Genomic DNA, 25,425 nt, shown 5'->3' with positions numbered 1-25,425 from the left:
AGGTGAGTGCGACTCCGATCAGTCGGTACGACGGGATGCAGGTGTCCGGCGCGGTGCAGGTGCGGATGACCGCCGATCGGGTGCGGCGGTGGCAGTTCGGGGCGGCGTCGTTCGCGCGTCGTGGCTATGACAACGCCGACGTGGACCGGTTCCGGATGCAGATCGCCGACGAGTTGGATGTGTTGGCGACGCAGCTCGCGACGTTGCGGGCGGAGAACGAGCGGTTGACCGACCGGGTGGAGCTGCACCGGCACGGGGTGATCCCGAGCACGGGGGCGGCGGGGAAGACCCCGGCGGCGCGGGAGGTGAATCTGCTGTCCGCGGCGCAGCGGGAGGCGGAGCAGATCATCGCGCAGGCGCATGACTATGCGCGGCGGGTCGCCGAGTACGCCCGGGTGCAGTATGAGAGTTACCTGCACGCGGCGGAGGCGGAGGCGAAGCAGGAGGCGGAGCGGGCGGTGGCGGAGTACCGCAGCGCGGCGGGGTCGAGCTTCGACGACACGGTGGCGACCCGGGAGGCGTTGCGGATCTTCGGGGAGATGATGGTGTCGCACATGCAGGCGGCGGCGCGGCATCTCGATGACGGCAGTGAGCAGTTGGCCCGGACGATGGATCGGATCTCGGCGGAGACGCCGGGTGCGCCGTTCGTCGGTGGTGTGGTGGGTCAGTCGGCGTTGCCGCGGCACCAGCAGCGGTGATCACCCCGGGGTGGGGTTCGTCGACGCGAATCCCACCCCGGGGGTGGTCAGCTGAGGCGTTGGTGGAGGTGGAAGGTCACCTCGGTGCCGGCGTCGCTCTTGCCGATGGTCTTGCACAGGGCGGCCCGGATGGGTAGCCAGTGCGGGCCGGCGCCGGAGGGCATGAGGGTGGCGTTGAACGGGTGACCGTCGATGGTGCCGGTGACCTTGACGGCGCGGCGGGTGCCGAGGAGCTGCGCGGAGTCGGGGACTGTCACGTAGGTGGCGAACGCGCCGTCTTTCTCGATGGGCGCGGTGAAGCGGTGATCGAGTGGTTGTGGGTCCATTGTTCTCCTCGGTCGGTGGGTGCTCAGGTGGTGGCGGCGCGGATGGCGTCGGCGATCGGGGTGGGCCCGTCGACGAGTTCCAGGGTCGCGCCGGCGGTGCCCGGCTCGTCGAGCAGTGCGACGAGGACGTGGGCGACGTCGGCGCGGCTGATCGCGCCCCGCCCGGCGTGTCGGGTGAGGGTGACCCGGCCGGTGGGCGGGTCGTCGGTGAGCCGGCCGGGCCGCAGCACCGTCGCGGCCAGGTCGCGGCCGCGCAGGTCGTCCTCGGCGGCGCGTTTGGCGCGCAGGTACGCCGCCCACACGTCGTCGGTGCCGGCGGCTGGTGGGCCGTCCACGCCCATCGAGGAGACGAGCAGGTAGCGGCGGACACCGGCGCGGGTGGCGGCGTCGGCGAGCAGCGCCGCACCGGCCCGGTCGACGGTGTCCTTGCGGGCGGCGCCGCTGCCGGGGCCGGCACCGGCGGCGAAGATCACCGCGTCGGCGGTGTCGAGGTGCGCGGCGAGGTCGGCGACGTCGGTGTGTTCCAGGTCGCAGATGACGGGGGTGGCGCCGACGGCACGTAGCGTCGCGGCCTGCTGGGGGTTGCGGATCAGGCCGACGGCGCTGTCACCGCGCCCGATGAGGTGACGTTGGACGAGTAGGGCGATCTTGCCGTGGCCTCCGGCGATGACGACACGCATGTGCCGAACCTACCGGCGGTGGGCTCGGGCGCGGCCGTGGCGTGCCGTGACGGCGATCGTCAGGCGATCGAGCCGGTTCGGTTCGCCGATGACGTCGATCGTGTGGATGAGTCCGGCGACGATGCCCAGACGCAGGGCGGCTTGCAGCCGCCCGCGTGGGGCGATCACGATGCCGGGCGCCCCGTCGACCCAGGCCACGGCGCTGGCGCGGGAGCGTGAGGTGAACAGCTTGGTCTCCTCGGCCACCAGGCGCGCGCCGCGGATCTCGGTCGCGACGTCATCGGGGACCAGAATTCGGTCGACCCGGCGGACCACGTCGGGGGCCAGCAGGTCGAGCAGCGCCGGTAGGTCACCACCACGGGACGCGGCGAGGAAGGCGTCCACGAGGAGCAGGTGCTCGGCCGTCTGCCGCTGGTGGACCGGCTGCTCGCCGGCGGCCGGGTAGACCCGGTCGCGGGCCCGGCTGGCCAGCTTCTTCGCCGCTGCCGGTGAGCGGTCCATCAGTGGGGCGACCCGCTGCGCCGGGGAGAGCCGGTCCAGCACCACCAGCAGCGCCAGTCCTACCGACTCGGCGAGGAGCACCTCCTCCTCGCCGGTGCGGGTCACGGCGGTGGGGCGCGACGTCATCCCGGCCGTCTCGATGCCGTCGCCGAGGACGACCTCGCCGCGGCGGCGCCTCGCCCGCAGCAGGTCCAGACACTGCCGGGCCGTCACCGTGGTGAGCCACCCGCGCAGATTCGCGACGTCGCTCAGATCCGCCTGACTGGCCTTGATCCAGGTCTGCTGCACCACATCATCGGCGTCGTGCCCGGAACCGACCAGGCGGTGGGCCACCGCCCGCAGATGGTGCCGGTGTTGCTCGAACCGTGCGGCCAGAGCCTCGTCCGAATCCACAGGGGTCACCTTTCCGCGACGGGCGACGTCATAGGGGTGACCAACCCGCGACGACCGTAGCGACCCTGAGGAGTCCGACACCGTGAACCTACCGCTCTCGAAGGTCCTCCGCGACCACCAAACGCCCGGGTGGGAGGGCTGACACCTGTGGCTGCCATCTACCTGATCGTGACCATCGCGACGATGAGCGCGAACGCCGCCATCGCGATCGCGGATTTCCGCCGCGCCGCCTTCGTGCTCGCGAACTCCGCGGCGGTCGGCGTGCCGTCCTCCTGGCTTCCGCTGCTGGGCAGCCTCAAGGCCGCCGGAGCGGCCGGTCTGCTTCTCGGTCTTGTCGGTGTTCCGCTCGTCGGCTCTGCCGCCGCCGCCGGCCTCACCCTGTTCTTCATCGGCGCGGTCGCCGCGCACCTGCGCGCCGGAGTTCACCACAATCTGATCTTCCCCGGCGCGTACCTGGCCCTGGCCGTCACGACCTTCGCCCTCAGTGTCAGCACCGCGAGGTAGGCGTGCGGGAGCCCGACGGTCGGCTGGACGTCGGGGGTGCGAGGGGCGTCGTTGCTCGGATCCGACCGCCGGGCTTGACCTTGACCTTCGGGCAACCCCCAGCCTGGGGTGTGCCGGTCGCCGTGACCGGCACGAGGAGGATGGCGACGTGGGGCTGTGGACCATCGGGGTGTTCGCCCGGGCGGCGAGGCTGACGCCGAAGGCGCTGCGCCTCTACGAGCAGGTGGGGCTTCTGCTGCCGGCCGCTGTCGATCCCGAGTCCGGGTATCGGCTCTACGACCCGGAGCAGTTGCCGGTGGCTCGGCTGGTCGCCCAGCTACGGCGCATCGGTATGCCGCTGGCGACGATCCGGGTCGTGTGTGCGCTGGAGCCCGTGGCGGCGGCGGAGGTGGTCGCCGCGTACTGGCGGGAGGTCAGCGCCGACACCGCGGTCCGGGCCCGGCTCGCCACCGTCCTCGTGGAGCATCTTCTGGAAGGGGACGTCACCGTGTCTCGAACGAATCCCGAGCTTGCCGTTCGCTGTGCCGCCGGGTGTGCCACCGGGGCGGCGCGCGACAGCAACGAGGACGCCGCGTACGCCAGTGAGCGGCTGTTCGCCGTCGCCGACGGTATGCGGGGGCCCGGTGGGGCTGCCGCCAGTGCCGCCGCCATCGACGCTCTCCTGCCGTTGGCGCTCGCCGACACCCCGGCGGTGGACCTGCTGACCATGCTGGCCGGTGCGGTCACCGACGTCGACCGCACCGTGCGGGCGTTGGCCACCGACGAGTACCAGCCGGTCACCACGTTGACCGCGTTGCTGCGCAGCGGCTCCCAACTGGCTCTGGTGCACATCGGTGACACCCGGGCGTACCTGTTGCGCGGCGGGGAGTTGTCGCTGCTGACGCAGGATCACACCTGGGTGCAGACCCAGGTGGATCAGGGTCGTCTCGACTCCGACGAGGCCGCCGCGCATCCGCAGCGGGCGGTGCTGGTGCGCGCGCTGGGTGGGGGCCGGCAGGTCGAGGCTGATCTGGCGCTGCGGACCGCGGTGCCCGGCGACCGGTACCTGCTGTGCTCCGACGGGCTGTGGGCGGTCGTGGATCGTGCTGATCTGCACGCGACGCTGGGTGCCGGCGGCGGTCCCGAGGACACCGTGGGTGCGCTGATCGACCTGGCGCAGGCGCACGGTGGACCGGACAACATCGCCTGCGTCATCGCCGACGTCGCAGCGGCGTAGTCCCCACCCCCACCCCACCCCCACCCCCACCCCGTCCCCACCCGAGGCGGTTGATCATGGGGTTATTGTCACGACACGCCGCGACGGCCGACTATAACTCCATGATCAACGGGGTGGGGGTGGGGTGGGGGTGGGGTGGGGGTGGGGTGGGGGTTTCCTGCCGAACCGGCGACAGTCCCGGGGGTTCGGCGGGGGCGGGTGGGTTGAGGCAGCATGGAGGGGTGACGGACAGTTTCGAGGCGTTGCGGGCGCTGGTGGCCGGTGGTGGGGTGGTGGTGCTCAGCGGCGCCGGCCTGTCCACCGAGTCGGGCATCCCGGACTACCGGGGGCCCAGCGGGGTGGCGCGGCGGCACACCCCGATGACCTTCCAGGCGTTCACCCGGGATCCCCTCGCGCGGCGGCGTTACTGGGCGCGCAGTCACCTGGGGTGGCGGTTGATCGCGGGTGCGGCGCCCAACGCCGGGCACCGGGCGGTGGCCGGGCTGCAACACGCCGGCCTGGTCGATGAGGTGATCACCCAGAACGTCGACGGTCTGCACGGTGTGGCGGGCAGCACGTCGGTGATCGAGTTGCATGGTCGCCTGGACGAGGTGATCTGCCTGGACTGCGGCAACCTGACCTCCCGGGAGGAGGTGGACCGGCGGTTGCGCGAGGCCAACCCGGACTTCGTGGCCCAGGTCGCCGCGGTGAACCCGGACGGTGACGTGGATCTCCCCGATGAGCAGGTGGCCGCGTTCCGGCCGGTGGACTGCGGCATCTGCGGCACCGGGATGTTGAAGCCGGACGTGGTGTTCTTCGGCGAGACGGTCCCGCCGCAGCGGGTGGCGCGGTGCTTCGCCGCCGTGGAGCAGGCCCGGTCGTTGCTGGTGCTCGGGTCGTCGTTGACGGTGATGTCGGGGCGCCGTTTCGTGATCCGCGCCGCGAAACGGGGCATCCCGGTGGCGATCGTCAACCAGGGGCCGACCCGTGGTGACGGCCACGCCACCATCTGCGTCGACGCGCCCCTGGGCGCGCTGCTGTCGGAGTTGGCCGGCCGGGTGGGTGGTGCGGCGCCGGTCGGGGTGTGACAGCCCGGCCGGGGGTCGGACATCTGCCGGAAACACCGGCGCTGGTAGCGTTGACCATGCCGGTAACACCCACGTGGGAGAGACCGCCCGAGGGCACTCAGGGCGGCGCCGAAGGGGCAAATCCTCCCCGGAACCTCTCAGGCAAAAGGACCTCGTGGGCAGGCACTGTGGAGCACCCCTGCGCGGGTGCGACAGAGGGGGAGGCCGACACGTCGACCTCGCCCCGGGAGTGCCCCTGATGACCGTAGAGCAGTTCGCCACCCGTCACATCGGTCCCGGCCCCGACGACGAGCGTCGGATGTTGGAGGTCGTCGGGCATCACTCGATCGACGAGCTGATGGACGCCGCGATCCCCGAGGTGATCCGCTGGCACGGCACCCTGGACCTGCCCGATCCGGCCACCGAGGCCGAGACGATCGCCGAGCTGCGGGCCCTCGCGGCGCGTAACACCGTCGCCGTGTCCATGATCGGGTTGGGGTACCACGGCACGCACACCCCGGCGGTGATCCGCCGCAACGTCCTCGAAGACCCGGCCTGGTACACGGCGTACACCCCGTACCAGCCGGAGATCAGCCAGGGCCGCCTGGAGGCGCTGCTGAACTTCCAGACCATGGTCACCGACCTGACCGGCCTGACCACCGCGAACGCCTCCATGCTCGACGAGGGCACCGCCGCGGCGGAGGCGATGACCCTCGCCCGCCGGGCCTCCAAGAGCAAGAGCCGGGTGTACGTCGTCGACGCCGACGCGTTGCCGCAGACCATCGCGGTGATCACCAGTCGGGCCGAGCCGCTCGGCATCGACGTGCGGGTCCTCGACATGCAGCGCGACGAGTTGCCGGCGGAGTTCTTCGGCCTGCACCTGCAGTACCCGGGGGCGTCCGGGGCGGTACGCGAGCACGCCAGCCTCGTGCAGGCCGCACACGCCGTCGGTGCCCTGGTCACCGTCGCGGCGGACCTGCTGGCGTTGACGCTGCTGCGCGCACCGGGGGAGATCGGCGCGGACATCGCCGCCGGCACCACCCAACGCTTCGGCGTACCCATGGGCTTCGGTGGGCCGCACGCCGGTTACCTCGCGGTACGCGCGGGCCTGGAGCGGATGCTGCCCGGGCGTCTGGTCGGGGTGTCGCGCGACGCGGACGGCAACCCGGCCTACCGATTGGCGTTGCAGACCCGCGAACAGCACATCCGGCGGGAGAAGGCGACCAGCAACATCTGCACCGCGCAGGTGCTGCTCGCGGTGATGGCCGGCATGTACGCCGTGTACCACGGCCCGGACGGGCTGCGCGACATCGCGGCGCGTACCCATCAGATGGCGGCGCGGCTCGCGGCCGGGCTGCGCGCCGGTGGCGTCGACGTCGCGGACGTCGCGTTCTTCGACACCGTCACCGCGCGCGTGCCGGGCGCGGCGGCGCAGGTCGTCGCGGCGGCCGCCCAGCGGGGCGTGAACCTGCGGCTGGTCGACGCCGACCGGGTGGGGATGTCCTGCGACGAGACGACCACCGACGCGCACCTGGCACTGGTGTGGGAGGCGTTCGGGGTGCCCGCGTTCGACGGGCCCGTGGACGCGGCCCTGCCGGCCGACCTGACGCGCGGCAGCGACTTCTTGACCCACCCGGTGTTCCGCAGCCACCACTCCGAGACGGCGATGCTGCGTTACCTGCGGCGGTTGTCGGACTTCGACTACGCCCTGGACCGGGGCATGATCCCACTCGGGTCGTGCACGATGAAACTGAACGCCACCACCGAGATGGAGCCGGTCAGCTGGGCCGAGTTCGCGAACGTCCACCCGTTCGCACCGGACGCGCAGACCGTCGGGTACCGCGAGATGATCGGCCAGCTGGAGTCGTGGCTGGCCGAGGTGACCGGCTACGACGCGGTCAGCGTGCAGCCCAACGCCGGGTCGCAGGGTGAGCTGGCCGGGCTGCTCGCGATCCGCTCCTACCACGCGTCGCGGGGTGAGTCGCACCGCGACGTGTGCCTGATCCCGTCGTCGGCGCACGGCACGAACGCGGCGTCGGCGGTGATGGCCGGCATGCGGGTCGTCGTGGTGGCCTGCGACGAGGACGGCAACGTCGACCTGGTCGACCTGGACGCGAAGATCGACAAGCATCGGGACGCGCTCGCCGGGATCATGGTGACGTACCCGTCGACGCACGGCGTGTACGAGACGGGCATCGCGTCGCTGTGCGCGAAGGTCCACGACGCCGGCGGTCAGGTGTACGTCGACGGGGCGAACCTCAACGCCCTGGTCGGGTTCGCCAAGCCCGGCAAGTTCGGCGCGGACGTGTCGCACCTGAACCTGCACAAGACGTTCTGCATCCCGCACGGCGGCGGTGGCCCCGGTGTGGGCCCGGTCGCGGTGCGCGCGCACCTGGCGCCGTTCCTGCCCGGCGACCCGCTCGGGGCGCACGCGGACGCCACGCCGGCGATCTCGGCGGCGAAGTACGGGTCGGCGGGCATCCTGCCGATCCCGTGGGCGTACCTGCGGATGATGGGCGCGCAGGGCCTGACCCGGGCCACCGGGGTGGCGGTCCTCGCCGCGAACTACGTGGCAGCCCGTCTGCGGGGACACTTCCCGGTGCTCTACGCCGGCAACAAGGGCCTGGTGGCCCACGAGTGCATCCTCGACCTGCGGCCGTTGACGAAGTCGACCGGGGTGAGCGTCGACGACGTGGCGAAGCGGCTGATCGACTACGGGTTCCACGCGCCGACGATGTCGTTCCCGGTGGCGGGCACGCTGATGGTGGAGCCGACCGAGAGTGAGGACCTGGCCGAGCTGGACCGGTTCTGCGACGCGATGATCGCCATCCGGGCGGAGATCGACCAGGTGGGTTCCGGGGCGTGGCCGCTGGGGGACAACCCCCTGGCGAACGCGCCACACACCGCGGCGATGGTCAGCGGTGACGAGTGGTCGCACGCGTACCCGCGGTCGGTGGGCGCGTACCCGGCCGGGGTGGACCGGGCCGAGAAGTACTGGCCGCCGGTGCGGCGCATCGACGGCGCGTACGGCGACCGGAACCTGGTCTGCTCGTGCCCGTCGCCGGAGGCGTTCGAGGACTGACAACGCCGTTCGACGGCGCGCCGGGGCGGGCGGTTACGGCCTGCCCCGGCAGCCGCTGCGACCTGGGCGGGGACGTCCCTTACCGGGGGACTAGCCTGGGTCGGCGGCGGCTAAACGGTGACGCTGGGTGGTCAATCAGGCCACGAGGGCGTGGCGGGCAGGACCGCGGTGCGGTGCGATGCTGCTGCCGTCGGGCAGCAACTCGCCGGTGTCCTCGAAAACGATCACACCGTTGCAGAGCAGGCTCCAGCCCTGCTCACGGAAGCAGGCGAGGACTCGCGCGGCTTCCCGGTCGGTGGCTTCAGCGGAGGGGCAGGTCGGTTGGTGCTGGCACATCGGGTTCTCCGGACTGTGGGGGCACTGTGTCATGGTTCACATGACCAGTGACGCACAGTACCAAGCGAAAGTGTCCAGCATCGAGCAGGTGTCGGCCCGGCGCACGGGAAATCCACTGAACGGATGAGGAAGGTCGGACCATACGGCGTGGAAACGCTCCCACAGGCGTATACCGCGGGCAGCAGCGCGGCTGCGGTGGCCGCGGGCAGCGGCCCGGCCGCGGCGTACCGCAGCGCGGCGGCGTCGCTCGATGTGCCGGCGGCATCTGTCGATGTGCCGGCGGCACCCGCCGCGTGTCGGGACTCGCTCACCGAACGCACCCGCCTGCAGTGGCACCGCCGCGACGGCGGCGACCCGGCGGCACTCGCCGAGGAGTTCCTCGCCGCGCACGGTCTGCCCCTGCACGACCTGACCCGACCCGCCCGCCCCCACCAGGACAGCGGGGTGTGCGGCGCCGCGCTCTACCTGTCCGCCGCGGCCGGCGCGCACCTGGCCGGCGCACCCACCACCGCACCCGAACCCGCGCCGACCCTGCCCGACCTCACCGTCGTCGTCTACCAGCACGGCCCCACCCGGGCCACCCCACCGGCCGCACCCACCCCCTGGTGGCTCGGCCCGTGGACCGACAGCTGGACCACCCGCCAACACGCCGACGCCGTCGACGCGGTCCGCGCCGCCATCAGCCGCGGCGACGTCTACCAGACCAACCTCGTCGGGCACGCCGCCGCCCGCTACACCGGCGACCCCCTACCCGCCCTGAGTCGCCTCGGCGCGCTCCCCGGCGCCCGCTACGGCGGTGTCCTCACCGGCGACGGCTGGGCGATCGGCTGCGCCTCCCCGGAAACCCTCATCGAGGTCACCGACGGGCAGCTGATCACCCGACCCATCAAGGGCACCCGCCCGGCCACCGCCGCCGGCCGCGCCGACCTGCTCGCCAGCGCCAAGGAACGCGCCGAACACATCATGATCGTCGATCTGGAACGCAACGACCTCGCCCGCATCGCCCGCACCGGCACCGTCACCGTCGACGACCTGTTCGCCGTACGCCGCTGGTGCGACCTGTGGCAGGCCGAGTCGACAGTCCGCGCCACCGCCGCCGACGGCCTCGGCCTCGCCGACCTGCTGCGCGCCACCTGCCCCGGCGGCTCCGTGACCGGCGCACCCAAACACGCCGCCCTCACCCAGATCAACGCCCTCGAACCCGTCGGCCGAGGCGCCAGCATGGGCGCACTCGGCTGGGTCACCCCCGGGCACGTCGACCTGGGCCTGACCATCCGCACCGCCGCCGCCGACGGCCAGCACCTGCACACCTGGGCCGGCGGCGGCATCACCTGGGACAGCGACGCCCACGCCGAGGTCGCCGAAGCCGCCGCGAAGACCGCCCCGATCCGCGCCACCCTGGCCGGACGCGGAAGCACCCACCACCGGCGATAAACTCACCCCCATGACCATGCGGCCCATCCGGATCATCGGCGACCCCGTCCTACGCACCGGATGCGAGCCGGTCACCACCTTCGACGCCGAGCTGCGCACGCTCGTCACCGACCTGATGGACACCCTGCTCGGCGCCCCCGGCCGCGCCGGCGTCGCCGCACCACAGATCGGCGTCAGCGCCCAGGTGTTCGTCTACGACGCCGACGGGCACCGCGGCCACCTCATCAACCCCACCCTCGAGCTCTCCGACGAGCTCCAGGACGACGAGGAAGGCTGCCTGTCCATCCCCGGCCTGTACTTCCCGACCGTCCGGGCGCTGCACGCCACCGCCCACGGCGTCGACCAACACGGTGAGCCGCTCACCATCACCGGCAGCGGATTCCTCGCCCGCGCCCTGCAACACGAGACCGACCACCTGCACGGCACCCTGTACGTCGACACCCTGCGCGGGGACACCCGCCGCCGAGCCCTGCGCGAGATCCGCGCCGGGCGCTTCGACTCACCCAGCCGCCGCGCCTAGCGCCGTCAACGTCCACTCGTCGTAGTCGGCGACCCGGGTGAAACCCACCCGCTCGTACAGCCGCACCGCAGCCGCGTTGTCCGCCCTCACATTCAGCGTCACATGCGGCACGCTCTCCCGCAGCCGCGCGCACAACGCCGCCACCACCGACGCGGCCAGCCCCCGCCCCCGCCACCGCGGATGCGTCGTGACGTTACCCAACGCCGCCACCCGGTACGTCGGCGAGAACACGTGCACCCCGGCCACCGCGACCAACGCACCCCCGTCGCGTATCCCCAGGTACTGCCCGGTCTGCATCATCCGCTCGTCGAACCCGTTACCCGGGTACGCCTGCGCGTACAACTCCCGCACCTGCGGCAGATCCGCCGCCCCCAACACCACCCCCGCCGGGGACACCGCGCCCAGCCGCCCCGGATCGGTCAACGCCATCCGGTGGTGCCGGCCACCGGCATCCAGGCGGAACGACCCAGCCAGCACACCGGTCAGACCGGGGGACAGGTGCGCGTACAGCCGGGCCGGCAGCACCGGCGCCACCTGCGCCAGCAACACCGACAGCGCCGCGGTGTCCGCCGGCGCGGCGAACGCCAACAACGTCGGCAGGTCGGTGCCGTGGTACAGCAACGCCACCTGGTCAGCACGGCGAAACCACGACGTGTACGGCCAGAAGAAGTCGTCCAGGTCACCCAACTGGTAGGCGTGCAGCACCGGGTCACGCCCCAGCAGCCGCGCCAGCACCGCCCGGTCGTGCTCCGCCCGTACCGGCATCAGCGAGCCACCCACTGATCGTGCCCCAGCTTCGCGACCAACGCCAACACCACCACCAGCAGCACCACCCGCACGAAACCCGACCCACGGCGCAACGCCATCCGCGCACCCAGCACCGCCCCCGCGATGTTGCACACCGCCATGCCCGCGCCCAGCAACCACCACACATGCCCGGTCAACCCGAACACCACCAACGCACCCAGATTCGTTCCCGCGTTGACGACCTTCGCCATCGCCGAACCGTGCACGAAATCCGCGCCGACAAGGGTGGTGAACGCCAACACCAGGAACGTGCCGGTGCCCGGACCGATCAACCCGTCGTACAGGGCAATGCCCACCCCCGCGACCGCGATCACCACCGCCACCCGCACCGGGGTACGCCGCCGCGGCACCGCCACCACCCCCAACCGGGGACGCAGCAGCACGAACACGGCCACCGCCACCAACACGACAAGCACCACCGGCCGGTACGCCGACGCCGGCACCGCCCCGGCCAGCGCCGCGCCCACGCCGGCACTCACCACCGCCAGCCCCGCCGCCGGCGCCACCACCCGCCAATCCACCTCGGTCCGCCGCGCGTACGTCGCCGCCGCCGTGGCCGTACCGAAGATCGCAGCCAGCTTGTTCGTGCCCAGCGCGGTGGCCACCGGCAACCCCGGCGCGGCCACCAGCAACGCCGGCAGCAGCAACAACCCACCACCACCGACCACGGCGTCAACCCACCCCGCCATCGCGGCAGCGGCCAACAGGGTACTCAGCGATACGGCGTCCACGGGCGGCAATTCTCCCCACCGGGGCACCCCCGACCGGCACCGGAGTGGCCAGCCTCACCCGGTCAGCGACCCCGGGAACGCCGCAACCACACCCCCAACGCGCCGACCGCCACGAACACCAGCACGGAACACAGCAACACCTTCGCCACCCGGTAACCCTGTCACGGGGACGTAGGGTGCAGACGTGCGCCTGGCCACCTTCAACGTGCTGCACGGACGATCCCTGAGCGACGGGCTCGTCAACTCCGACCGCCTCGCCGCCGCCGTCCGCGCCCTCGACGCCGACGTCCTCGCCCTCCAGGAGGTCGACCGCGACCAACACCGCAGCGGCAACCTGGACCTCACCACCATCGCCGCGCACGCCCTCGACGCACCACAGCACCGCTTCGCCGCCGCCCTCGTCGGCACCCCCGGCGAACAGTTCCGCCCACTGCGCCACGACGACGACGGGCACGGCGAACCCTGCTACGGCATCGGCCTGATCAGCCGCCACCCCGTGCGCAGCTGGCACATCACCCGGCTCAAGCCCGCACCCGTCCGATCCCCGGTCTACGTACCCGGCCCCCGCGGCGGCCTCATCCTGCTGCACGACGAACCCCGCGTCGTCCTCGCCGCCGTCCTGGACACCCCACACGGCCCACTCACCGTCGCCGCGACCCACCTGTCCTTCGTACCCGGCTGGAACGCCCGCCAACTGCGCCAGACCGTCCGCGCCCTGCGCGCACTACCCGGCCCCCGCATCCTGCTCGGCGACCTCAACCTGCCCGCCGGCCCCGCCCGACTCATCTCCGGCTGGCACCCCCTGGGCCGCCGCCCCACCTACCCCTCCGGGCAGCCCCGCGTGCAACTCGACCACATCCTCGCCGACCGGCACGCCCTCGACCAGCTCCCACCCGTACGGGCCGTCACCGCACCACCGTCCACCGTCTCCGACCACCGCCCCCTGCTGGTCGACCTCGGCTGAACCCGCCGGCCACCCGCCCGGCGGTGCGTAGGTTGGAAACCACCACCGCCACGGAGCTGACCATGAGCGACACACCGGACACGATCGTGCTCATCCACGGGTTCTGGGTCACCCCCCGCAGCTGGGAACACTGGGCCACCCACTACCGGGCCAACGGCTTCCAGGTGCTCACCCCCACGTACCCCGGGCTGGAAGCCGAGGTCGAAGCGATCAACGCCGACCCCAGCCCCCTGGAGACACTCACCGCGCCGCAGATCATCGCGCACCTGTGCGCCGTACTCGACGCACTGCCCACACCGCCGATCATCATGGGCCACTCCGCCGGCGGGGCGTTCACGCAGGTGCTGCTCGACCGCGGGTACGGCACCTCGGCGGTCGTGCTCAACTCCGCACCCACCGAAGGCGTCACGGTGACCCCCTTCTCGCAGCTGCGCTCCACCTTCCCGGTCCTGAAAAACCCCGCCAACCGGCACCGGGCCGTCGGCTTCACCTTCGACCAGTGGAACTACGCGTTCACCAACACCTTCGACGAGGACGAGGCCCGCGCCCTGTACGAGCGCTACGCCATCCCCGCCGCCGGCGGCATCCTCTGGGACGGCGTCCTGGCCAACCTGCTGCCCGGCCCGCAGGACATCGCCGTCGACTACCACAACGACAAACGCGCCCCGCTGCTGTTCATCTCCGGCTCCGAAGACCACATCATGCCGCCCAGCGTGCAACGCGCCAACGCCGCGCACTACCAGGGCGACACCATCACCGAGGTCGAGCTCTACGACGGGTACGCCCACCTGCTGCCCGCCCAGCACGGCTGGCAGCGCATCGCCGACCACGCCCTCGACTGGGCGCTGCGGCACGCCCGCTGACCGGCGCGGACGCTCGCTGTTCACGGTCAGCGGGCGGTTGCGCGCTACGCCGGCGGTCGGGTCAGCTTGGCGGCCACGGCGTCGAGGACCCAGTCCAGACCGGTCGCGAAGGACACCTCGGCGTCCACCTCCGCGCCGTCGTGCACGGCCCTGCTCAGCGCCGGGAAGCGGCCCGTGGCCAACATCGTCGTCAGGTGCGGGCCGGAGGCGCGCTGCCAGTCGCGCTTGGACAGGCCCGTGGCACGCTCGGCCCGCAGGTTCGCGACCTCGCGCCTGATCGCACCGGTGACGTAGGCGCTGACAGTTTCCACGGCCCGCAGCACGGTGTCGACGTCGGCGAGGCCGTCGAGGGCGGCCAGCTTGGCCTCGGTCACGGCGAAACCGTTCGGCCCCAGGGTCGGGCGACCACCGAGCAGGTCGGCCAGCCACTCGTGCCGCAGAACAGCCCGTCTGGTGCGGTGGGCGAGGACACGCAACGCCTCCCGCCACTCACCGGGCTGCTCCCCGGGGAGCAGCTCGGCGTGCACCTCGTCCACCATGAGGTCGAACAGCTCGTCCTTGGTGGAGATGTACCCATACAGCCGCATCGGGCCGGCGTTCAACCGGGCCGCGACCTTGCGCAACGACACCGCCTCCAGCCCACCCTCGTCGGCCAGCGCGACGGCGGCCGCGATGATCCGCTCCCGGTCGAGCGGCACCGGGGAAGTCGGCGGCTCCGGCCGGTCCCACACCGTCATGGTCACTCCCTGCTGTTGCGACGCATTCTACGAGCCGATACGGTGTATCGCCATGAGACAGCGTATCGCGGTGGTCGGAGGTGGCCCCGCAGGCCTCACCTTCGCCCGCGTCCTGCACCGCCACGGCCACCCCGTCACCATCCTCGAACGCGACCCTGCACCCGACGCCCGCCCCCCAGGCGGCACCCTCGACCTGCACGAAGGGCTGGGCCAACTGGCACTGGACAAAGCCGGCCTGCTCGCCGACTTCCAGGCACTGTCCCGCCCCGAAGGGCAGGCCATGCGCATCCTGGACACCGCCGGCACCGTCCTGCGGGACTGGCAACCCCGACCCGACGAACAGACCAACCCGGAAATCGACCGCGGACACCTCCGCGACCTCCTGCTCGACACACTCGACACGCAGTGGGGGCGAGAGGTGACACAGGTGCTGCCCAGGACCGCCGACGGCACGCCTGTCCACTTCGCGGACGGACGGCAAGAGACGTTCGACCTCGTGGTCGGCGCGGACGGCGCCTGGTCCCGCGTCCGCCCGGCAGTCTCACCGGTCACACCGCACTACACCGGCGTCACCTCGGTCGAGACCTCCCTCGACCACATCGACACCCGCCACCCCGACCTCGCCCAGTTGATCGGCGACGGCTCAGTGGCCGCCTACGGCGTCAACCGATCCCTCGTCGCCCAACGCAACAGCGGCGGCCACGTCAAGGTGTACGCCAAACTCCGCGCCCCGCTGGACTGGCACGCGGACCTGGACCCCACCGACGTCGAGGCCACCCGAACGCGCCTGCTGGCCCTGTTCGACGGCTGGGCCCCGCCCCTCCTCGACCTCCTCGGCCACGGCACCGCCTTCGTCCACCGCCCCTTCTACGTCCTGCCCGAATCCCACACCTGGACCCACGTCCGCGGGGTGACGCTACTGGGCGACGCCGCCCACCTGATGCCACCACTGGGCGCAGGCGCGAACCTCGCCATGCTCGACGGCGCCGAACTCGCCGAAGCCATCGCCGCCAACCCCCAAGACCTGGACCAGGCCGTACGCGCCTTCGAGGAACAGATGTGGGCACGAGCCGCCACCTGGGCGAAGATCACGACAGCCGGCCTGGAACGCCTCGTGAGCCCCGACCCCGCCGAAGCCCTCGCCCTCTTCGACGACGTCCAACCATCCTGACCCCAGCACCACGCGGCCACCCGCTCAATCCCGGTCCACCCCCATCAGCGACGCCAACACCCGATTGGTGCGGTTGGCCCGCACCGCCTCACGCTGCTGCCCCGCCGTCACCTCGATGTACGTCTGCGACGACGCCAACGACGCGTGCCCCAACAACCGCATGATCTCCGCCGCGCTCGCCCCGTCCTCCGCCAACCGGGTCGCGAACGTGTGCCGCAACGCGTGCAGCCGCGCCCCACGCGGCACCCGGTCCCCGATGCCCGCCCGCCGATAACACGACTCCACCAGATACTGCAGCCCACCACGACGTAGCGGCTCACCCTGCCGATCCACAAGCAACGCCGAATCGGAGCGCACCGACCGCACCCCGAAGCGCCGACGCCGACTGTCCAGGTAGTCCGCCACCACCCGATCCAGATCGGACTCGATCGGCACCACCCGGGGCCGCCCGCCCTTGCCGGCCACCTCGATGCGCCGCTCACCCGGCCGACCCACCAGCGAACCAACCCGCAACGCCAGCAGCTCCGACAGGCGCAGCCCCGCGCACAACGCCACCGCCAACACCGCCACGTCCCGCTCCGGCCACGGGTCACGCTGCCGGCCGTCGTCGCGCGCCACCGACGCGAGCAGCACCTCGGGGGTGTCCGTGCCGCGCAGCGGCTTCGGCTGGGGGAGTAGTGCCCGAGGTCGCCCGACCGCCGGCATCGGGTTGCCCGCCATCAGCCCCTCGGCCACCAAAAACGAGCAGAAGCTGTTCCAGGTGGACCAGGCCCGGTGCACCGACGCGGCCGCCCGGGGAGCGGCGAACCGAGCGAAGGCCGCGCGCATCACCCGGGGGGAGAGGTCGGTGATCGACAGCGCGGCCAGGGGCAGGGGAGGGGCGGCATCTTCGGCGATCAGGGCGGCCACCGTGTGCAGATCCCGGCGGTACGCGTCCAGGGTGTGCGGGGAGGGCTTGCGGGTGGCCCGGGCGGTCAGGAACTCCTCGATCAGCATCCCGAGCGATTCGTCCTTTTTGTCATGCATAAGGGATATTATGCAGCATTTTCGCCTTTCCGGGAAGGGTGAGCGAGGGGAGAGGCGGGGCCTCGCTCAGGCGGCCAGGGCCGTCGCCGCCTGCTGTTGAGCGCCTGTCGAGCTGCCCCACTGACGGGGCGGGTCGTCCGCGGACTGCGGGGCAGCCCGTCGCGGCGCCGAGCAGCCATGACCCAATCAGCAGCCGTGACCCATTCATCGGGCAGCTCGACAGGCACCCAATGCCACACCTGCCCGACACGCGCCGCAGCCGGCACCACCGCGAGAACGGCCGGCCTGGCCGGTCGGCGCGCCACCGCATTCCGCCGGTCGACGCGCGCCTCGTCCGATCCCATGAGGATGCCTGCCCGCCGGGCCTGACGCGCGACCGAAGACCGCGAGGGGACCAGCCAACCCGGCTTACTTTACATAATGTGCATTATCGAATCGGCTCTGGCGCTGCTGCGGCACACCCCGCAACGCCCTAGCATTGCCGGCGTGATCGAGGACTTCGCGGATCGACTCCTGTGCGACATGGCTGGCCTCGACCCCTGCACAGCGGTCGTCGAGGCTGGCGAGCAGGATGTCGACGGGCTTACCGACTACAGCCCGGAGGGCCACCAGGCCCGCGCCGACCTCGCCGCCCGCGCCCTGCGCCAGCTTGAGATCTTGGGTGACGCACCGCCGGCCGCGACCCCGCTGTACGCCCACCTCGCGGAACGGCTGCACACGCGTGTCGCCATCCACGACGCCGGGGAGGATCTGCGCGAACTGCACGCGGCGGCCACCGGTCCGCCCCAGCTCATCCGCCAGGCCGTCGAGGCCGCGGTGCCCGGCCGCGGCACCGAGGGCGCGGCCTTCGAGGAGGGCTGGGCTCGGGTCGGCGCACGCCTGGCCGCGATCCCCGCGGCCCTGGACGGGTACGCCCGCAGTCTTCTCCTCGCCGCGGAGCGCGGCAATCTGCCGGCGCGCCGTCAGGTGGAGCTCGTCGCGCAGCGCTGCCGTAACTGGGTCGACGACGATGTCGCCCTGGTGGATCGCTACGGCGAGGGGCGTCAGCGGGCGTCGTTGCAGGCCGCGGCGACGGGCTCGCGAGAGGCGTACCGGAAACTGGCCGAGATGCTGACCGCGGACCTGGCACCGCGGGCCGTTGCGCAGGAGGCGTTCGGCCAGCAGCGGTACGCGCTCTGGGTGCGCACCTTCCTCGCCGCCGAGCCCGACCTGCGCGAGCTGTACGAGTGGGGCTGGGACGAGTTCCGGGCGACCGAGGCAGAGCTGATCGCGGAGGCGAACGTGCTGGGCGGGAGCGTGCCAGAGGTGCTCGCCCGGTTCGCCAGCCCCGACGCGCCCGGCACGCTGCACAGCAGGGAGGCGTTCGGTGCGTGGCTGCAGGAGCTGTTGGAGGCCGCCACCGAGCGGCTGGACGGCGTCCACTTCGATATCCCCGCCCCGCTGCGGCGCATCGAGTCGCGGTTGACCACGTCGTCCGGCATTGCCTACACCGGGCCGTCGCGGGACCTGACGCGACCGGGTCGCATCTGGTGGTCCCTCCCCGAGGACGCGGCGAGTTTCCCCACCTGGTATGCCCACAGCACCGCCTACCACGAGGGTGTCCCCGGCCACCACCTCCAGCTCGGCTCCGAGGTCTGCCGGGGAGGTCTCGGGCAGCGGCTGAACCTGCTCGGCGGTCTTTCGGGCAGCCAGGAGGGCTGGGCGCTGTACGCCGAGCGGTTCATGGACGAGCTCGGGTTCTACGAGCAGCCGGGTGCACGATTGGGGTACCTGTTCATGCAGCTGCTGCGGGCGGCACGGGTCGTGCTCGACATCGGCCTGCACCTGCGACTTGCGATGCCCTCAGGTGACGGGGCGGTGTGGACGCCGGATGCCGCGCTGGCGCTGCTGCGGGACCGCTGCCACCAGGGGCCGTACGCGTCCGCCGAACTCGCGCGTTATCTGGGCCGGCCAGGGCAGGCACTGACCTACAAGGTGGGTGAGCGGGTGTGGCTGGCAGGCCGCTCGTCCTTCCCCGGCGACCGGCGCGCATTCCATCGGCAGGCCCTGGAGCTGGGTTCGCTGGGCTTGGATCAGTTGACGGCCGCCCTTCCAGGGTGACCGGGCACCACTCGTGCACGGCCCCGCTCCCCCAGCTCGCGCTGTCAGGTGTGCGTACGGCGCAGCCAGTCCTGGGTGAGTGATCGCAGCGGGGTGGGCTGTTCGTACGGGAGGTAGTGTCCGGCCGCGTCGAGCACGGTGTAGGTGCCGCGGGGATAGCGGCGCATGGCGCGGAACTGGTCGGCGTAGCCGACGATCCGGTCCTGGCGGCCGGTGAGCACGGTGACCGGGCCGTCGAAGGCGACCTCGGTGGTCTCGTCGGGCAGCGCGTAGTCGGGGCTGGACTGCAGTTTCTGCTGGAACGTCGCGTCGCCGGGGCCGCCGGAGTCCAGTGCCGCGAGCACCGTCGCGACGACCTCGGGGGTGCGCTGGCCCAGGGCGGCGTCGAAGTGCTGGTGCAGGGCGGTGGGGGCGGCGTCGAGCCAGCCCGGGGGCGCGGTGAGCGGTGGGTCGTCGGGCAGGTCGCGGCTGTCGCGGGCGATGGTGACTCCGGGGCAGACGAGGAGCAGGCCGCGGACGAGGTCGGGTCGTTGGCGTGCGATGCCGGCGGCCAGGTACGCGCCGTAGGAGCCGCCGGCCAGTAGGGCCGGTGCGTCGAGGTGGTGGTCGAGCCACGCGCAGACGGTGTCCAGCACTGCCTGGGAGGTGGGTGCGCAGTTCGCGGGGGTTTCTCCGTGGCCGGGCAGGTCCGGGTAGATCTCGCGGAGGCCCGCGCCGGCGAGGGCGGGGCTGAAGGCGGCGGCCGTGGCGGCGCGGCTCAGGCTGAACATGGGCAGGCACACCACCGCTGGTCCGGTTGCCGCTGTTTGGTGGAACGCCAGGTTCATGGGAGTCCTTGTGGGTGGTGGTGGTGCACCAACGTCTCATGCCGTGGCGGTGCGGTGAAGGGGATGGTGGAGGGCGCTGGTCCATCGGGTCGGTAAGCCTGCACGGTAGGCGCCGTCGCTGTCGCCGACCTCACGCGCGCCGGCCGCCGGGGAATTCTCGGTACGGGTCGTGCCGTTGTCCGTTCGGAAGATCAGGACAACGTGATCGAATGGAAGTGCCATGCACATGCGCTCAGATGCGGTAGTGCTGTTCGGCGTCACCGGCGACCTCGTCTCGAAGAAGCTGTTCCCGGCGCTGTACGAGTTGACTCGGCGCGGCCGCCTCGATGTCCCGGTGATCGGCGTGGCCCGGTCCCCCTGGGATGATCAGCAGCTCGTCACGACGGCTCGTAAGTCGGTCGCCGAGGCCAACGACGAGGTCGACGACGAGACCTTCGACGTGCTGGCGCACAACCTGTCGATGATCTCGGGTGACTACGCGGATCCGGCCACGTACCAGCGGCTGGCCGAGCGTCTGCGGGGTGCTGAGCGGCCGGTCTTCTATCTGGCGATCCCTCCGGCGGTGTTCGGTGCCGTGGTGCAGGGTCTCGCGGCGGCCGGTCTGGCCGATCGGGGTCGGGTGATCGTGGAGAAGCCGTTCGGGCGTGACCTGGAGTCCTCCCGCGAGTTGGATCGGACGCTGCGGGGGGCTTTCGATCCGGAGCGGGTGTTCCGTATCGACCACTACCTGGGCAAGGAGGCCGTCGAGGGTCTGTATGCCTTCCGGTTCGCCAACCGGTTGTTCGAGCCGTTGTGGAACAACCAGCACATTGACAACGTCCAGGTCACCCTGGCTGAGGGTTTCGGCACGCAGGGCCGCGCCGGCTTCTACGACACGGTGGGTGCCACCCGGGACGTGTTGCAGAACCACATCCTGCAGGTCGTCGCGTTGATCGCGATGGAGGCACCCGACAGCGAGGACGTCGATGCGTTCCGTGCGGCGGAGGTGTCGGTGTTGCGGCAGATCGTGCCGTTGTCGCCGGAGTTCACCGTGCGGGGTCAGTACGCCGGTTACCGGGACGAGCCGGGGGTGGCAGCGGATTCGAACACGGAGACGTTCGTGGCCACCCGGTTGACAGTCGACTCCCCCCGCTGGGCCGGTGTGCCGTTCTACCTGCGGGCCGGTAAGTCGTTGCCGGGGACGGCGACGGAGGTCGTGGTCGAGTTCAAGCAGCCGCAGCGTTCGCTGATCCCGGCCGAGCGGGGCACGGCGACGGCTGCGAATCTGCTGCGGTTCCGGCTCGGGCGTGGGGACGGCATCACGATGTCGATCCAGGCGAAGAGTCCGGGTGCCGAGGTGGCGAGTCGTCCGGTGGATCTGTCCGTCGACTTCGGCGCGGCTTTCGGTCGTCGTCAGGAGGCGTATGAGCGGCTGCTCGACGACGCGATGGATGGGCTGCACCTGCGCTTCGCGCGCGAGGAGACGATCGAGCAGGAGTGGCGCGTTGTCGAGCCGATCCTGGACTTGCCGGCGGCGGTGCAGTCGTACGACAGGGGCAGTTGGGGTCCGGCGGACGCCGAGGCGTTGGCGGGTGGCTGGCACACGCCGGACCTGCGGTAGCTGACTGACCGCTCAGCTCAGCGGAGGGACCGTCCGGCGCTGGTGAGGTTTGCCGCCTGGGTGTGCTGTGGGCACGTTGTGCGGGACGTCTCTCGTCCTCGTCGGAGAGGAAGCAGCGCATGCTTTCCGCACTCGATCGTCGGCACACCGTCGCGCCGCCCGGCTACAGCCGGTGGCTCATTCCCCCGGCGGCGTTGGCCATCCACCTCTGCATCGGTCAGGTGTACGCCACAAGCGTCTACAAGAACTCGCTGATCGCCCACTTCGACACCAGTCAGACCGCGATCGGGGTGATCTTCAGCATCGCGATCGTGATGTTGGGGTTGTCCGCGGCGGTCGCCGGGACCTGGGTGGAGGCGAACGGGCCGCGTAAGGCGATGTTCGTCTCGGCCTGTTTCTGGGCGGCGGGCTTCCTGGTGGGTTCGTTGGGTATCGCCACGAAGCAGTTGTGGTTGCTGTATCTGGGCTACGGGTTGCTCGGCGGCATCGGTCTGGGCATTGGGTACATCTCCCCCGTCTCCACGTTGATCAAGTGGTTTCCGGATCGGCCGGGTCTGGCCACCGGGTTGGCGATCATGGGGTTCGGTGGTGGGGCGATGGTCGCCTCTCCCCTGTCGCGGCAACTGTTGTCGTTGTTCGACGCCGGCTACGATCCGGCCAACGCGGGCTCGACGGCGTCGGGCAGCGCGCTGGTGTGGTTGTTCGTGACGCTCGGCCTGGGCTACTTCGTGATCATGATGTTCGGGGTGGCGAACGTGCGGGTGCCGGCGCAGGGTTGGCGCCCGGCCGGGTTCGACCCGGCGAGTGTGGCGGCGAAACCGCTTGTCACCACGGCGAACGTGTCGGCGGCGAACGCGGTGCGGACCCGCTCGTTCTGGCTGCTGTGGGTGGTGCTGTTCTGCAACGTGACCGCGGGCATCGGCATCCTGGAGCAGGCCAGCCCGATGATCCAGGACTTCTTCCGGGACAACGGCACGTCGGCGGTGTCGGTGGCGGCGGCCGGCGGGTTCGTGGGGCTGCTGTCGCTGTTCAACATGGCCGGCCGGTTCGTGTGGTCGTCGACGTCGGACGTCATCGGTCGCAAGCCGATCTACCTGGTGTACCTGGGGGTCGGCATGGTGCTGTACGCGCTGTTGGCCCTGGTCGGGCAGAGCGCGACGGCGTTGTTCGTGCTGTTGGCGTGCGTGATCCTGTCGTTCTACGGCGGTGGGTTCGCCACGGTGCCGGCGTACCTGCGGGATCTGTTCGGCACGTTCCAGGTAGGTGCGATCCATGGCCGGTTGCTGACCGCCTGGTCGGCGGCGGGGATCGCGGGTCCGCTGATCGTCAACGGTTTCCTCGACGCGCAGGGTGAGCCGGGTTCGTTGACGGCGGCGGCGTACCGGCCGGCGTTGTTCACGATGGTGGGTGTGTTGGCCGTGGGGTTCGTGGCGAACCTGCTGGTGCGGCCGGTGCCGCAGCGCTACCACGAACCGTCGTCGGAGCGTGGCGTGGATGAGGACACCGTGGCGGAGAGGAGTGGCACGCGATGAGCGACGACAGCCGATCCGGGCAGCAGGCCCGGTTGTGGACCTCCTGGTTGGTGGTGGCGGTGCTGCTCGGCTACGGGGTGGTGCAGACGGTCATCACGGCGGCGAAGCTGTTCACGCACTGAGGGTGTGCACGCCCTGAGCGGTGAGCCGGGGTGCCGCGCGCCCCGGCTCACAGGCCGCCGGAGACCCGCAGGACGGTGCCGGTGGTGTACGAGGCGTCGGGGCCGAGCAACCAGGCGATGGCGGCGGCGATCTCGTCGGGTTCACCGGCGCGGCCCAGGGGGATGCGACCGACGGCGGTGTCGGCGCGGTCGGGTACGCCGGAGTCGGCGTGGATGTCGGTGCGCACGATGCCCGGTGCGACGGCGTTGACCCGGATGCCCCTGGGGGCGAGTTCCTTGGCGAGGCCGATGGTGAGGGTGTCGGTGGCGGCCTTCACGGCGGCGTAGTGCACGTACTCCCCCGGGCTGCCGAGGGTGGCGGCGGCCGACGAGACGTTGACGATCGCGCCGCCGTCGGTGAGTCGGCGGGCGGCCTGTTGGGCGCAGAGGACGTAGCCGACGAGGTTGACGTCGACGACGCGGCGCAGGTCGTCGACGCGTAGCTCGGTGAAGGGCCCGATGGGGCTGGTGACGCCGGCGTTGTTGACCAGGCCGGTGAGGGGGCCGAGTTGGGTGGCGGCGTCGAACAGGCCGGCGACCTGGTCGGGGTCGGTGGTGTCGGCGCGTACCGCGATGGCCTGTGCTCCGGCGGTGCGCAGGTCGGTCAGGACGGTCGCGGCGGCGGTGTCGTCGCGGCGGTAGCACAGGGCGATGTGGTGACCGGCCTGGGCGAGGCGGCGGGCGGTGGCCGCGCCGATGCCACGGCCGCCGCCGGTGATGACGGTGACGGGTGCCATGGTGCCTCCCGAGCTTCTGTCGGCTGCGCGTCGGTCGCGCCGACGCTACCGTGACCGGCGCGGCCGGGTTCGTCGGGAGGAGGGTCACCTGCGGCGGGCGGGCGCGGCGCGGGCGGGCCCAGGCCGACGAGGTGGCGGCGTTCCGGGTGTGATCGCTTACGCTCACCGCGCGTTCGATCGGACAACGGAGGTGTGCGGTGGCGGGTGTGGGTGTCGGCGACGTGGTGCGGGATTTCGAGCTGCCGGATGAGACGGGCACGCCGCGGCGGCTGTCGGAGTTCCTGGCGACCGGGCCGGTGGTGTTGTTCTTCTATCCGGCGGCGATGACTCGGGGGTGCACGGCGGAGAGCTGCCACTTCCGGGACCTGGCGGCGGAGTTCACGGCGCTGGGTGCGTCGCGGGTGGGCATCAGTCGGGACCCGGTGGCCAAGCAGGCCGAGTTCTCGAAGTTGCACGGTTTCGACTATCCGCTGCTGTCGGATGTCGACGGCACGGTGGCGCAGCTGTTCGGGGTCAGGCGGCGGGTGCCGTTGGGGCCGTTGAGCATGAAGCGGATGACGTTCGTGATCGGTACGGACCGGCGGATCATCGAGGTGATCCACAGCGAGGTCAGCATGAACGACCATGCGGACCGGGCGCTGCGCGCCTTGGGCGGCTGAGCGGCGGTGAGCCCCGTGCGGCGGGTGTCGCAGCCGGCTGGTATCAAGACAGCAATCAAACAGGTGTACGGAAGAGGGTTGTGATGGATGCCGGCCAGGGTTTGTCCACTAGCGAGGTGCAGAGCATCCGGGAGGCGTTGGCGGCCGGGCGCAAGCCGCGGGTGGTGTTCACCGCGGCGGCGGGGCAGATCGCCGGTCAGGTTGGTCAGGTGGTCGAGCTGACCGACCCGGAGGTGTCTGACGAGTTCGTGGTGGTGCGCTTCGGTCGCGACGAGTTGCCGTTCTCCCCCGCCGACCTGGCGGTGGCGCCCAAGGGTGCGGGTCGTCGGGTGGTGGAGGCGAAGCCGGAGCCGGAGCCGCAGGAGGCGCCCGTGACGCCGCCCGCGCCGGAGTTCGTGTTGGACACGCCGCGGGTGCCCGCGCAGCGACAGGAGGAGCCGAAGGTGGAGCAGACGGAGAAGCCGCCGGCGCGGCGGGCGGTCAAGGCCGTCAAGCCGAAGGGTCCGGCGGGGCTGACGGTGACGTTGGCGTACGCCGACGGTGAGTGGACCGTCGCGGCGCAGCAGGGCAGCAAGGCTCTCGCGAAGCCGTACGTGGTGAAGCCGGCGGAGGCGTTGAAGATGGTGGCGCTGGTGGACGTGCCCGGGGTGCAGGAGGCGGTGGAGCAGATCCTCGGCACCGAGCGGGCCGAGGCGGAGCAGCAGGCGGAGAAGCTGCGCGCCGAGTTGGCCGAGATCGAGGCCCGGCTGGCGGAGCTGCGCGAGGCCCGCTGAG

26 protein-coding genes and 1 riboswitch are annotated in these 25,425 nt (G+C 71.5%); of the genes, 16 read left to right on the top strand and 10 right to left on the bottom strand.

Annotation, left to right across the window (positions count from 1 at the left end):
* Positions 1–2 precede the first annotated feature (2 nt).
* Positions 3–698 carry a cell division protein DivIVA gene (locus AB0B57_RS10550; RefSeq protein ID WP_357067555.1) on the top strand — a complete coding sequence of 232 codons (696 nt, stop codon included), beginning with the start codon at positions 3–5 and terminating at the stop codon, positions 696–698.
* 47 nt (positions 699–745) lie between these two features.
* Here AB0B57_RS10550 and AB0B57_RS10545 read toward each other — a convergent pair whose 3' ends face one another.
* The 3 genes from AB0B57_RS10545 to AB0B57_RS10535 are packed head-to-tail and all read right to left on the bottom strand — an operon-like array spanning position 746 to position 2,598.
* Positions 746–1,024, bottom strand: coding sequence for a DUF1905 domain-containing protein (locus AB0B57_RS10545; RefSeq protein ID WP_357067553.1), 279 nt, complete (start codon positions 1,022–1,024; stop codon positions 746–748).
* Between the two features lie 23 nt (positions 1,025–1,047).
* Positions 1,048–1,704, bottom strand: coding sequence for an NAD(P)H-binding protein (locus AB0B57_RS10540; RefSeq protein ID WP_357067551.1), 657 nt, complete (start codon positions 1,702–1,704; stop codon positions 1,048–1,050).
* 9 nt (positions 1,705–1,713) lie between these two features.
* Entirely contained in the window at positions 1,714–2,598 is an 885-nt protein-coding gene (locus tag AB0B57_RS10535) for a sigma factor (protein WP_357067548.1), read from the bottom strand.
* 147 nt (positions 2,599–2,745) lie between these two features.
* On the opposite strand from AB0B57_RS10535, the gene AB0B57_RS10530 reads away from it, so the two are divergent.
* The 4 genes from AB0B57_RS10530 to gcvP all read left to right on the top strand — a co-directional run bounded on the left by AB0B57_RS10530 (position 2,746) and on the right by gcvP (position 8,446).
* Complete coding sequence (locus AB0B57_RS10530) at positions 2,746–3,102, top strand: DoxX family protein (protein ID WP_357067546.1); 357 nt, start codon at positions 2,746–2,748, stop codon at positions 3,100–3,102.
* A 148-nt stretch (positions 3,103–3,250) separates the two neighbouring features.
* Positions 3,251–4,318, top strand: coding sequence for a MerR family transcriptional regulator (locus tag AB0B57_RS10525; RefSeq protein ID WP_357067544.1), 1,068 nt, complete (start codon positions 3,251–3,253; stop codon positions 4,316–4,318).
* Positions 4,319–4,539: 221 nt separating this feature from the next.
* Positions 4,540–5,385 carry an NAD-dependent protein deacetylase gene (locus AB0B57_RS10520; protein WP_357067542.1) on the top strand — a complete coding sequence of 282 codons (846 nt, stop codon included), beginning with the start codon at positions 4,540–4,542 and terminating at the stop codon, positions 5,383–5,385.
* 64 nt (positions 5,386–5,449) lie between these two features.
* Positions 5,450–5,548: riboswitch (glycine riboswitch) on the top strand.
* A 75-nt stretch (positions 5,549–5,623) separates the two neighbouring features.
* The gene (gene gcvP / locus AB0B57_RS10515; protein ID WP_357067540.1) at positions 5,624–8,446 is read left to right on the top strand and encodes an aminomethyl-transferring glycine dehydrogenase; all 2,823 of its coding nucleotides are present in this window, start codon (positions 5,624–5,626) and stop codon (positions 8,444–8,446) included.
* A 135-nt stretch (positions 8,447–8,581) separates the two neighbouring features.
* Here gcvP and AB0B57_RS10510 read toward each other — a convergent pair whose 3' ends face one another.
* Positions 8,582–8,782: a DUF5999 family protein gene (locus AB0B57_RS10510; RefSeq protein ID WP_007460326.1), complete on the bottom strand. Its 201-nt coding sequence runs from the start codon at positions 8,780–8,782 to the stop codon at positions 8,582–8,584.
* A 147-nt stretch (positions 8,783–8,929) separates the two neighbouring features.
* On the opposite strand from AB0B57_RS10510, the gene AB0B57_RS10505 reads away from it, so the two are divergent.
* Positions 8,930–10,216: a chorismate-binding protein gene (locus AB0B57_RS10505; RefSeq protein ID WP_357067538.1), complete on the top strand. Its 1,287-nt coding sequence runs from the start codon at positions 8,930–8,932 to the stop codon at positions 10,214–10,216.
* Positions 10,217–10,226: 10 nt separating this feature from the next.
* Positions 10,227–10,736: a peptide deformylase gene (gene def / locus AB0B57_RS10500; protein WP_357067536.1), complete on the top strand. Its 510-nt coding sequence runs from the start codon at positions 10,227–10,229 to the stop codon at positions 10,734–10,736.
* Here def and AB0B57_RS10495 read toward each other — a convergent pair.
* Both AB0B57_RS10495 and AB0B57_RS10490 read right to left on the bottom strand, forming a co-directional pair.
* On the bottom strand, positions 10,716–11,501 hold the full coding sequence (locus AB0B57_RS10495) for a GNAT family N-acetyltransferase (protein ID WP_357067534.1): 786 nt from the start codon (positions 11,499–11,501) through the stop codon (positions 10,716–10,718). The genes def and AB0B57_RS10495 overlap by 21 nt on opposite strands.
* Entirely contained in the window at positions 11,501–12,274 is a 774-nt protein-coding gene (locus AB0B57_RS10490; RefSeq protein WP_357067532.1) for a TSUP family transporter, read from the bottom strand. Before AB0B57_RS10490 ends, AB0B57_RS10495 begins: the two co-directional genes overlap by 1 nt.
* A 184-nt stretch (positions 12,275–12,458) precedes the next feature.
* Between AB0B57_RS10490 and AB0B57_RS10485 the strand changes: the two genes are divergently transcribed.
* Both AB0B57_RS10485 and AB0B57_RS10480 read left to right on the top strand, forming a co-directional pair.
* Entirely contained in the window at positions 12,459–13,238 is a 780-nt protein-coding gene (locus AB0B57_RS10485; RefSeq protein WP_357067530.1) for an endonuclease/exonuclease/phosphatase family protein, read from the top strand.
* 62 nt (positions 13,239–13,300) lie between these two features.
* Positions 13,301–14,101 carry an alpha/beta hydrolase gene (locus tag AB0B57_RS10480; protein ID WP_357067528.1) on the top strand — a complete coding sequence of 267 codons (801 nt, stop codon included), beginning with the start codon at positions 13,301–13,303 and terminating at the stop codon, positions 14,099–14,101.
* Positions 14,102–14,145: 44 nt separating this feature from the next.
* Here the strand turns inward: AB0B57_RS10480 and AB0B57_RS10475 are convergent, their stop codons facing one another.
* Positions 14,146–14,838 carry a TetR/AcrR family transcriptional regulator gene (locus AB0B57_RS10475; RefSeq protein ID WP_357067526.1) on the bottom strand — a complete coding sequence of 231 codons (693 nt, stop codon included), beginning with the start codon at positions 14,836–14,838 and terminating at the stop codon, positions 14,146–14,148.
* A 52-nt stretch (positions 14,839–14,890) separates the two neighbouring features.
* Here AB0B57_RS10475 and AB0B57_RS10470 point away from each other — a divergent pair, with 52 nt between their 5' ends.
* Positions 14,891–16,009: an NAD(P)/FAD-dependent oxidoreductase gene (locus AB0B57_RS10470; RefSeq protein ID WP_357067524.1), complete on the top strand. Its 1,119-nt coding sequence runs from the start codon at positions 14,891–14,893 to the stop codon at positions 16,007–16,009.
* Between the two features lie 24 nt (positions 16,010–16,033).
* Here AB0B57_RS10470 and AB0B57_RS10465 read toward each other — a convergent pair whose 3' ends face one another.
* Complete coding sequence (locus AB0B57_RS10465; RefSeq protein WP_357067522.1) at positions 16,034–17,035, bottom strand: tyrosine-type recombinase/integrase; 1,002 nt, start codon at positions 17,033–17,035, stop codon at positions 16,034–16,036.
* Between the two features lie 486 nt (positions 17,036–17,521).
* On the opposite strand from AB0B57_RS10465, the gene AB0B57_RS10460 reads away from it, so the two are divergent.
* Positions 17,522–19,135: a DUF885 domain-containing protein gene (locus AB0B57_RS10460; RefSeq protein ID WP_357067520.1), complete on the top strand. Its 1,614-nt coding sequence runs from the start codon at positions 17,522–17,524 to the stop codon at positions 19,133–19,135.
* Between the two features lie 44 nt (positions 19,136–19,179).
* Here the strand turns inward: AB0B57_RS10460 and AB0B57_RS10455 are convergent, their stop codons facing one another.
* Positions 19,180–19,962, bottom strand: coding sequence for an alpha/beta hydrolase (locus tag AB0B57_RS10455; RefSeq protein ID WP_357067518.1), 783 nt, complete (start codon positions 19,960–19,962; stop codon positions 19,180–19,182).
* A 220-nt stretch (positions 19,963–20,182) separates the two neighbouring features.
* On the opposite strand from AB0B57_RS10455, the gene zwf reads away from it, so the two are divergent.
* The 3 genes from zwf (at position 20,183) to AB0B57_RS10440 (ending at position 23,216) form a co-directional block, all read left to right on the top strand.
* Complete coding sequence (gene zwf / locus AB0B57_RS10450) at positions 20,183–21,562, top strand: glucose-6-phosphate dehydrogenase (protein WP_357067516.1); 1,380 nt, start codon at positions 20,183–20,185, stop codon at positions 21,560–21,562.
* A 119-nt stretch (positions 21,563–21,681) separates the two neighbouring features.
* Positions 21,682–23,094, top strand: a complete 1,413-nt coding sequence (locus AB0B57_RS10445) for an OFA family MFS transporter (RefSeq protein ID WP_357067514.1) — start codon at positions 21,682–21,684, stop codon at positions 23,092–23,094.
* Positions 23,091–23,216, top strand: a complete 126-nt coding sequence (locus AB0B57_RS10440; protein ID WP_357067512.1) for a hypothetical protein — start codon at positions 23,091–23,093, stop codon at positions 23,214–23,216. The genes AB0B57_RS10445 and AB0B57_RS10440 overlap by 4 nt, the downstream gene beginning before the upstream one ends.
* A gap of 47 nt (positions 23,217–23,263) precedes the next feature.
* Here the strand turns inward: AB0B57_RS10440 and AB0B57_RS10435 are convergent, their stop codons facing one another.
* The gene (locus AB0B57_RS10435; protein WP_357067510.1) at positions 23,264–23,992 is read right to left on the bottom strand and encodes an SDR family oxidoreductase; all 729 of its coding nucleotides are present in this window, start codon (positions 23,990–23,992) and stop codon (positions 23,264–23,266) included.
* Between the two features lie 197 nt (positions 23,993–24,189).
* Here AB0B57_RS10435 and AB0B57_RS10430 point away from each other — a divergent pair, with 197 nt between their 5' ends.
* Both AB0B57_RS10430 and AB0B57_RS10425 read left to right on the top strand, forming a co-directional pair.
* Positions 24,190–24,651 (top strand): peroxiredoxin, encoded by a 462-nt coding sequence (locus AB0B57_RS10430; protein WP_357067508.1) that lies wholly within the window; start codon positions 24,190–24,192, stop codon positions 24,649–24,651.
* Between the two features lie 83 nt (positions 24,652–24,734).
* The gene (locus AB0B57_RS10425) at positions 24,735–25,424 is read left to right on the top strand and encodes a hypothetical protein (protein ID WP_357067506.1); all 690 of its coding nucleotides are present in this window, start codon (positions 24,735–24,737) and stop codon (positions 25,422–25,424) included.
* The last annotated feature ends 1 nt before the right edge of the window (position 25,425 follow it).

The sequence above is a fragment of the Micromonospora sp. NPDC049101 genome (assembly GCF_040648675.1).
GTDB lineage: Bacteria > Actinomycetota > Actinomycetes > Mycobacteriales > Micromonosporaceae > Micromonospora.
The sequence above is the reverse complement of the archived record's forward strand: the minus strand, read 5'-3'. Positions and strand labels throughout refer to the sequence as shown.

What these genes read in the sequence shown, in the direction of transcription:
- AB0B57_RS10435 (WP_357067510.1), bottom strand. Translation starts at nt 23,992, where the DNA reads ATGGCACCCGTCACCGTCATCACCGGCGGCGGCCGTGGCATCGGCGCG.
- AB0B57_RS10480 (WP_357067528.1), top strand. Translation starts at nt 13,301, where the DNA reads ATGAGCGACACACCGGACACGATCGTGCTCATCCACGGGTTCTGGGTC.
- AB0B57_RS10470 (WP_357067524.1), top strand. Translation starts at nt 14,891, where the DNA reads ATGAGACAGCGTATCGCGGTGGTCGGAGGTGGCCCCGCAGGCCTCACC.
- AB0B57_RS10455 (WP_357067518.1), bottom strand. Translation starts at nt 19,962, where the DNA reads ATGAACCTGGCGTTCCACCAAACAGCGGCAACCGGACCAGCGGTGGTG.
- zwf (WP_357067516.1), top strand. Translation starts at nt 20,183, where the DNA reads ATGCACATGCGCTCAGATGCGGTAGTGCTGTTCGGCGTCACCGGCGAC.
- AB0B57_RS10510 (WP_007460326.1), bottom strand. Translation starts at nt 8,782, where the DNA reads ATGTGCCAGCACCAACCGACCTGCCCCTCCGCTGAAGCCACCGACCGG.
- AB0B57_RS10545 (WP_357067553.1), bottom strand. Translation starts at nt 1,024, where the DNA reads ATGGACCCACAACCACTCGATCACCGCTTCACCGCGCCCATCGAGAAA.
- AB0B57_RS10440 (WP_357067512.1), top strand. Translation starts at nt 23,091, where the DNA reads ATGAGCGACGACAGCCGATCCGGGCAGCAGGCCCGGTTGTGGACCTCC.
- AB0B57_RS10445 (WP_357067514.1), top strand. Translation starts at nt 21,682, where the DNA reads ATGCTTTCCGCACTCGATCGTCGGCACACCGTCGCGCCGCCCGGCTAC.
- def (WP_357067536.1), top strand. Translation starts at nt 10,227, where the DNA reads ATGACCATGCGGCCCATCCGGATCATCGGCGACCCCGTCCTACGCACC.
- AB0B57_RS10425 (WP_357067506.1), top strand. Translation starts at nt 24,735, where the DNA reads ATGGATGCCGGCCAGGGTTTGTCCACTAGCGAGGTGCAGAGCATCCGG.
- AB0B57_RS10475 (WP_357067526.1), bottom strand. Translation starts at nt 14,838, where the DNA reads ATGACGGTGTGGGACCGGCCGGAGCCGCCGACTTCCCCGGTGCCGCTC.
- AB0B57_RS10540 (WP_357067551.1), bottom strand. Translation starts at nt 1,704, where the DNA reads ATGCGTGTCGTCATCGCCGGAGGCCACGGCAAGATCGCCCTACTCGTC.
- gcvP (WP_357067540.1), top strand. Translation starts at nt 5,624, where the DNA reads ATGACCGTAGAGCAGTTCGCCACCCGTCACATCGGTCCCGGCCCCGAC.
- AB0B57_RS10495 (WP_357067534.1), bottom strand. Translation starts at nt 11,501, where the DNA reads ATGCCGGTACGGGCGGAGCACGACCGGGCGGTGCTGGCGCGGCTGCTG.
- AB0B57_RS10465 (WP_357067522.1), bottom strand. Translation starts at nt 17,035, where the DNA reads ATGCATGACAAAAAGGACGAATCGCTCGGGATGCTGATCGAGGAGTTC.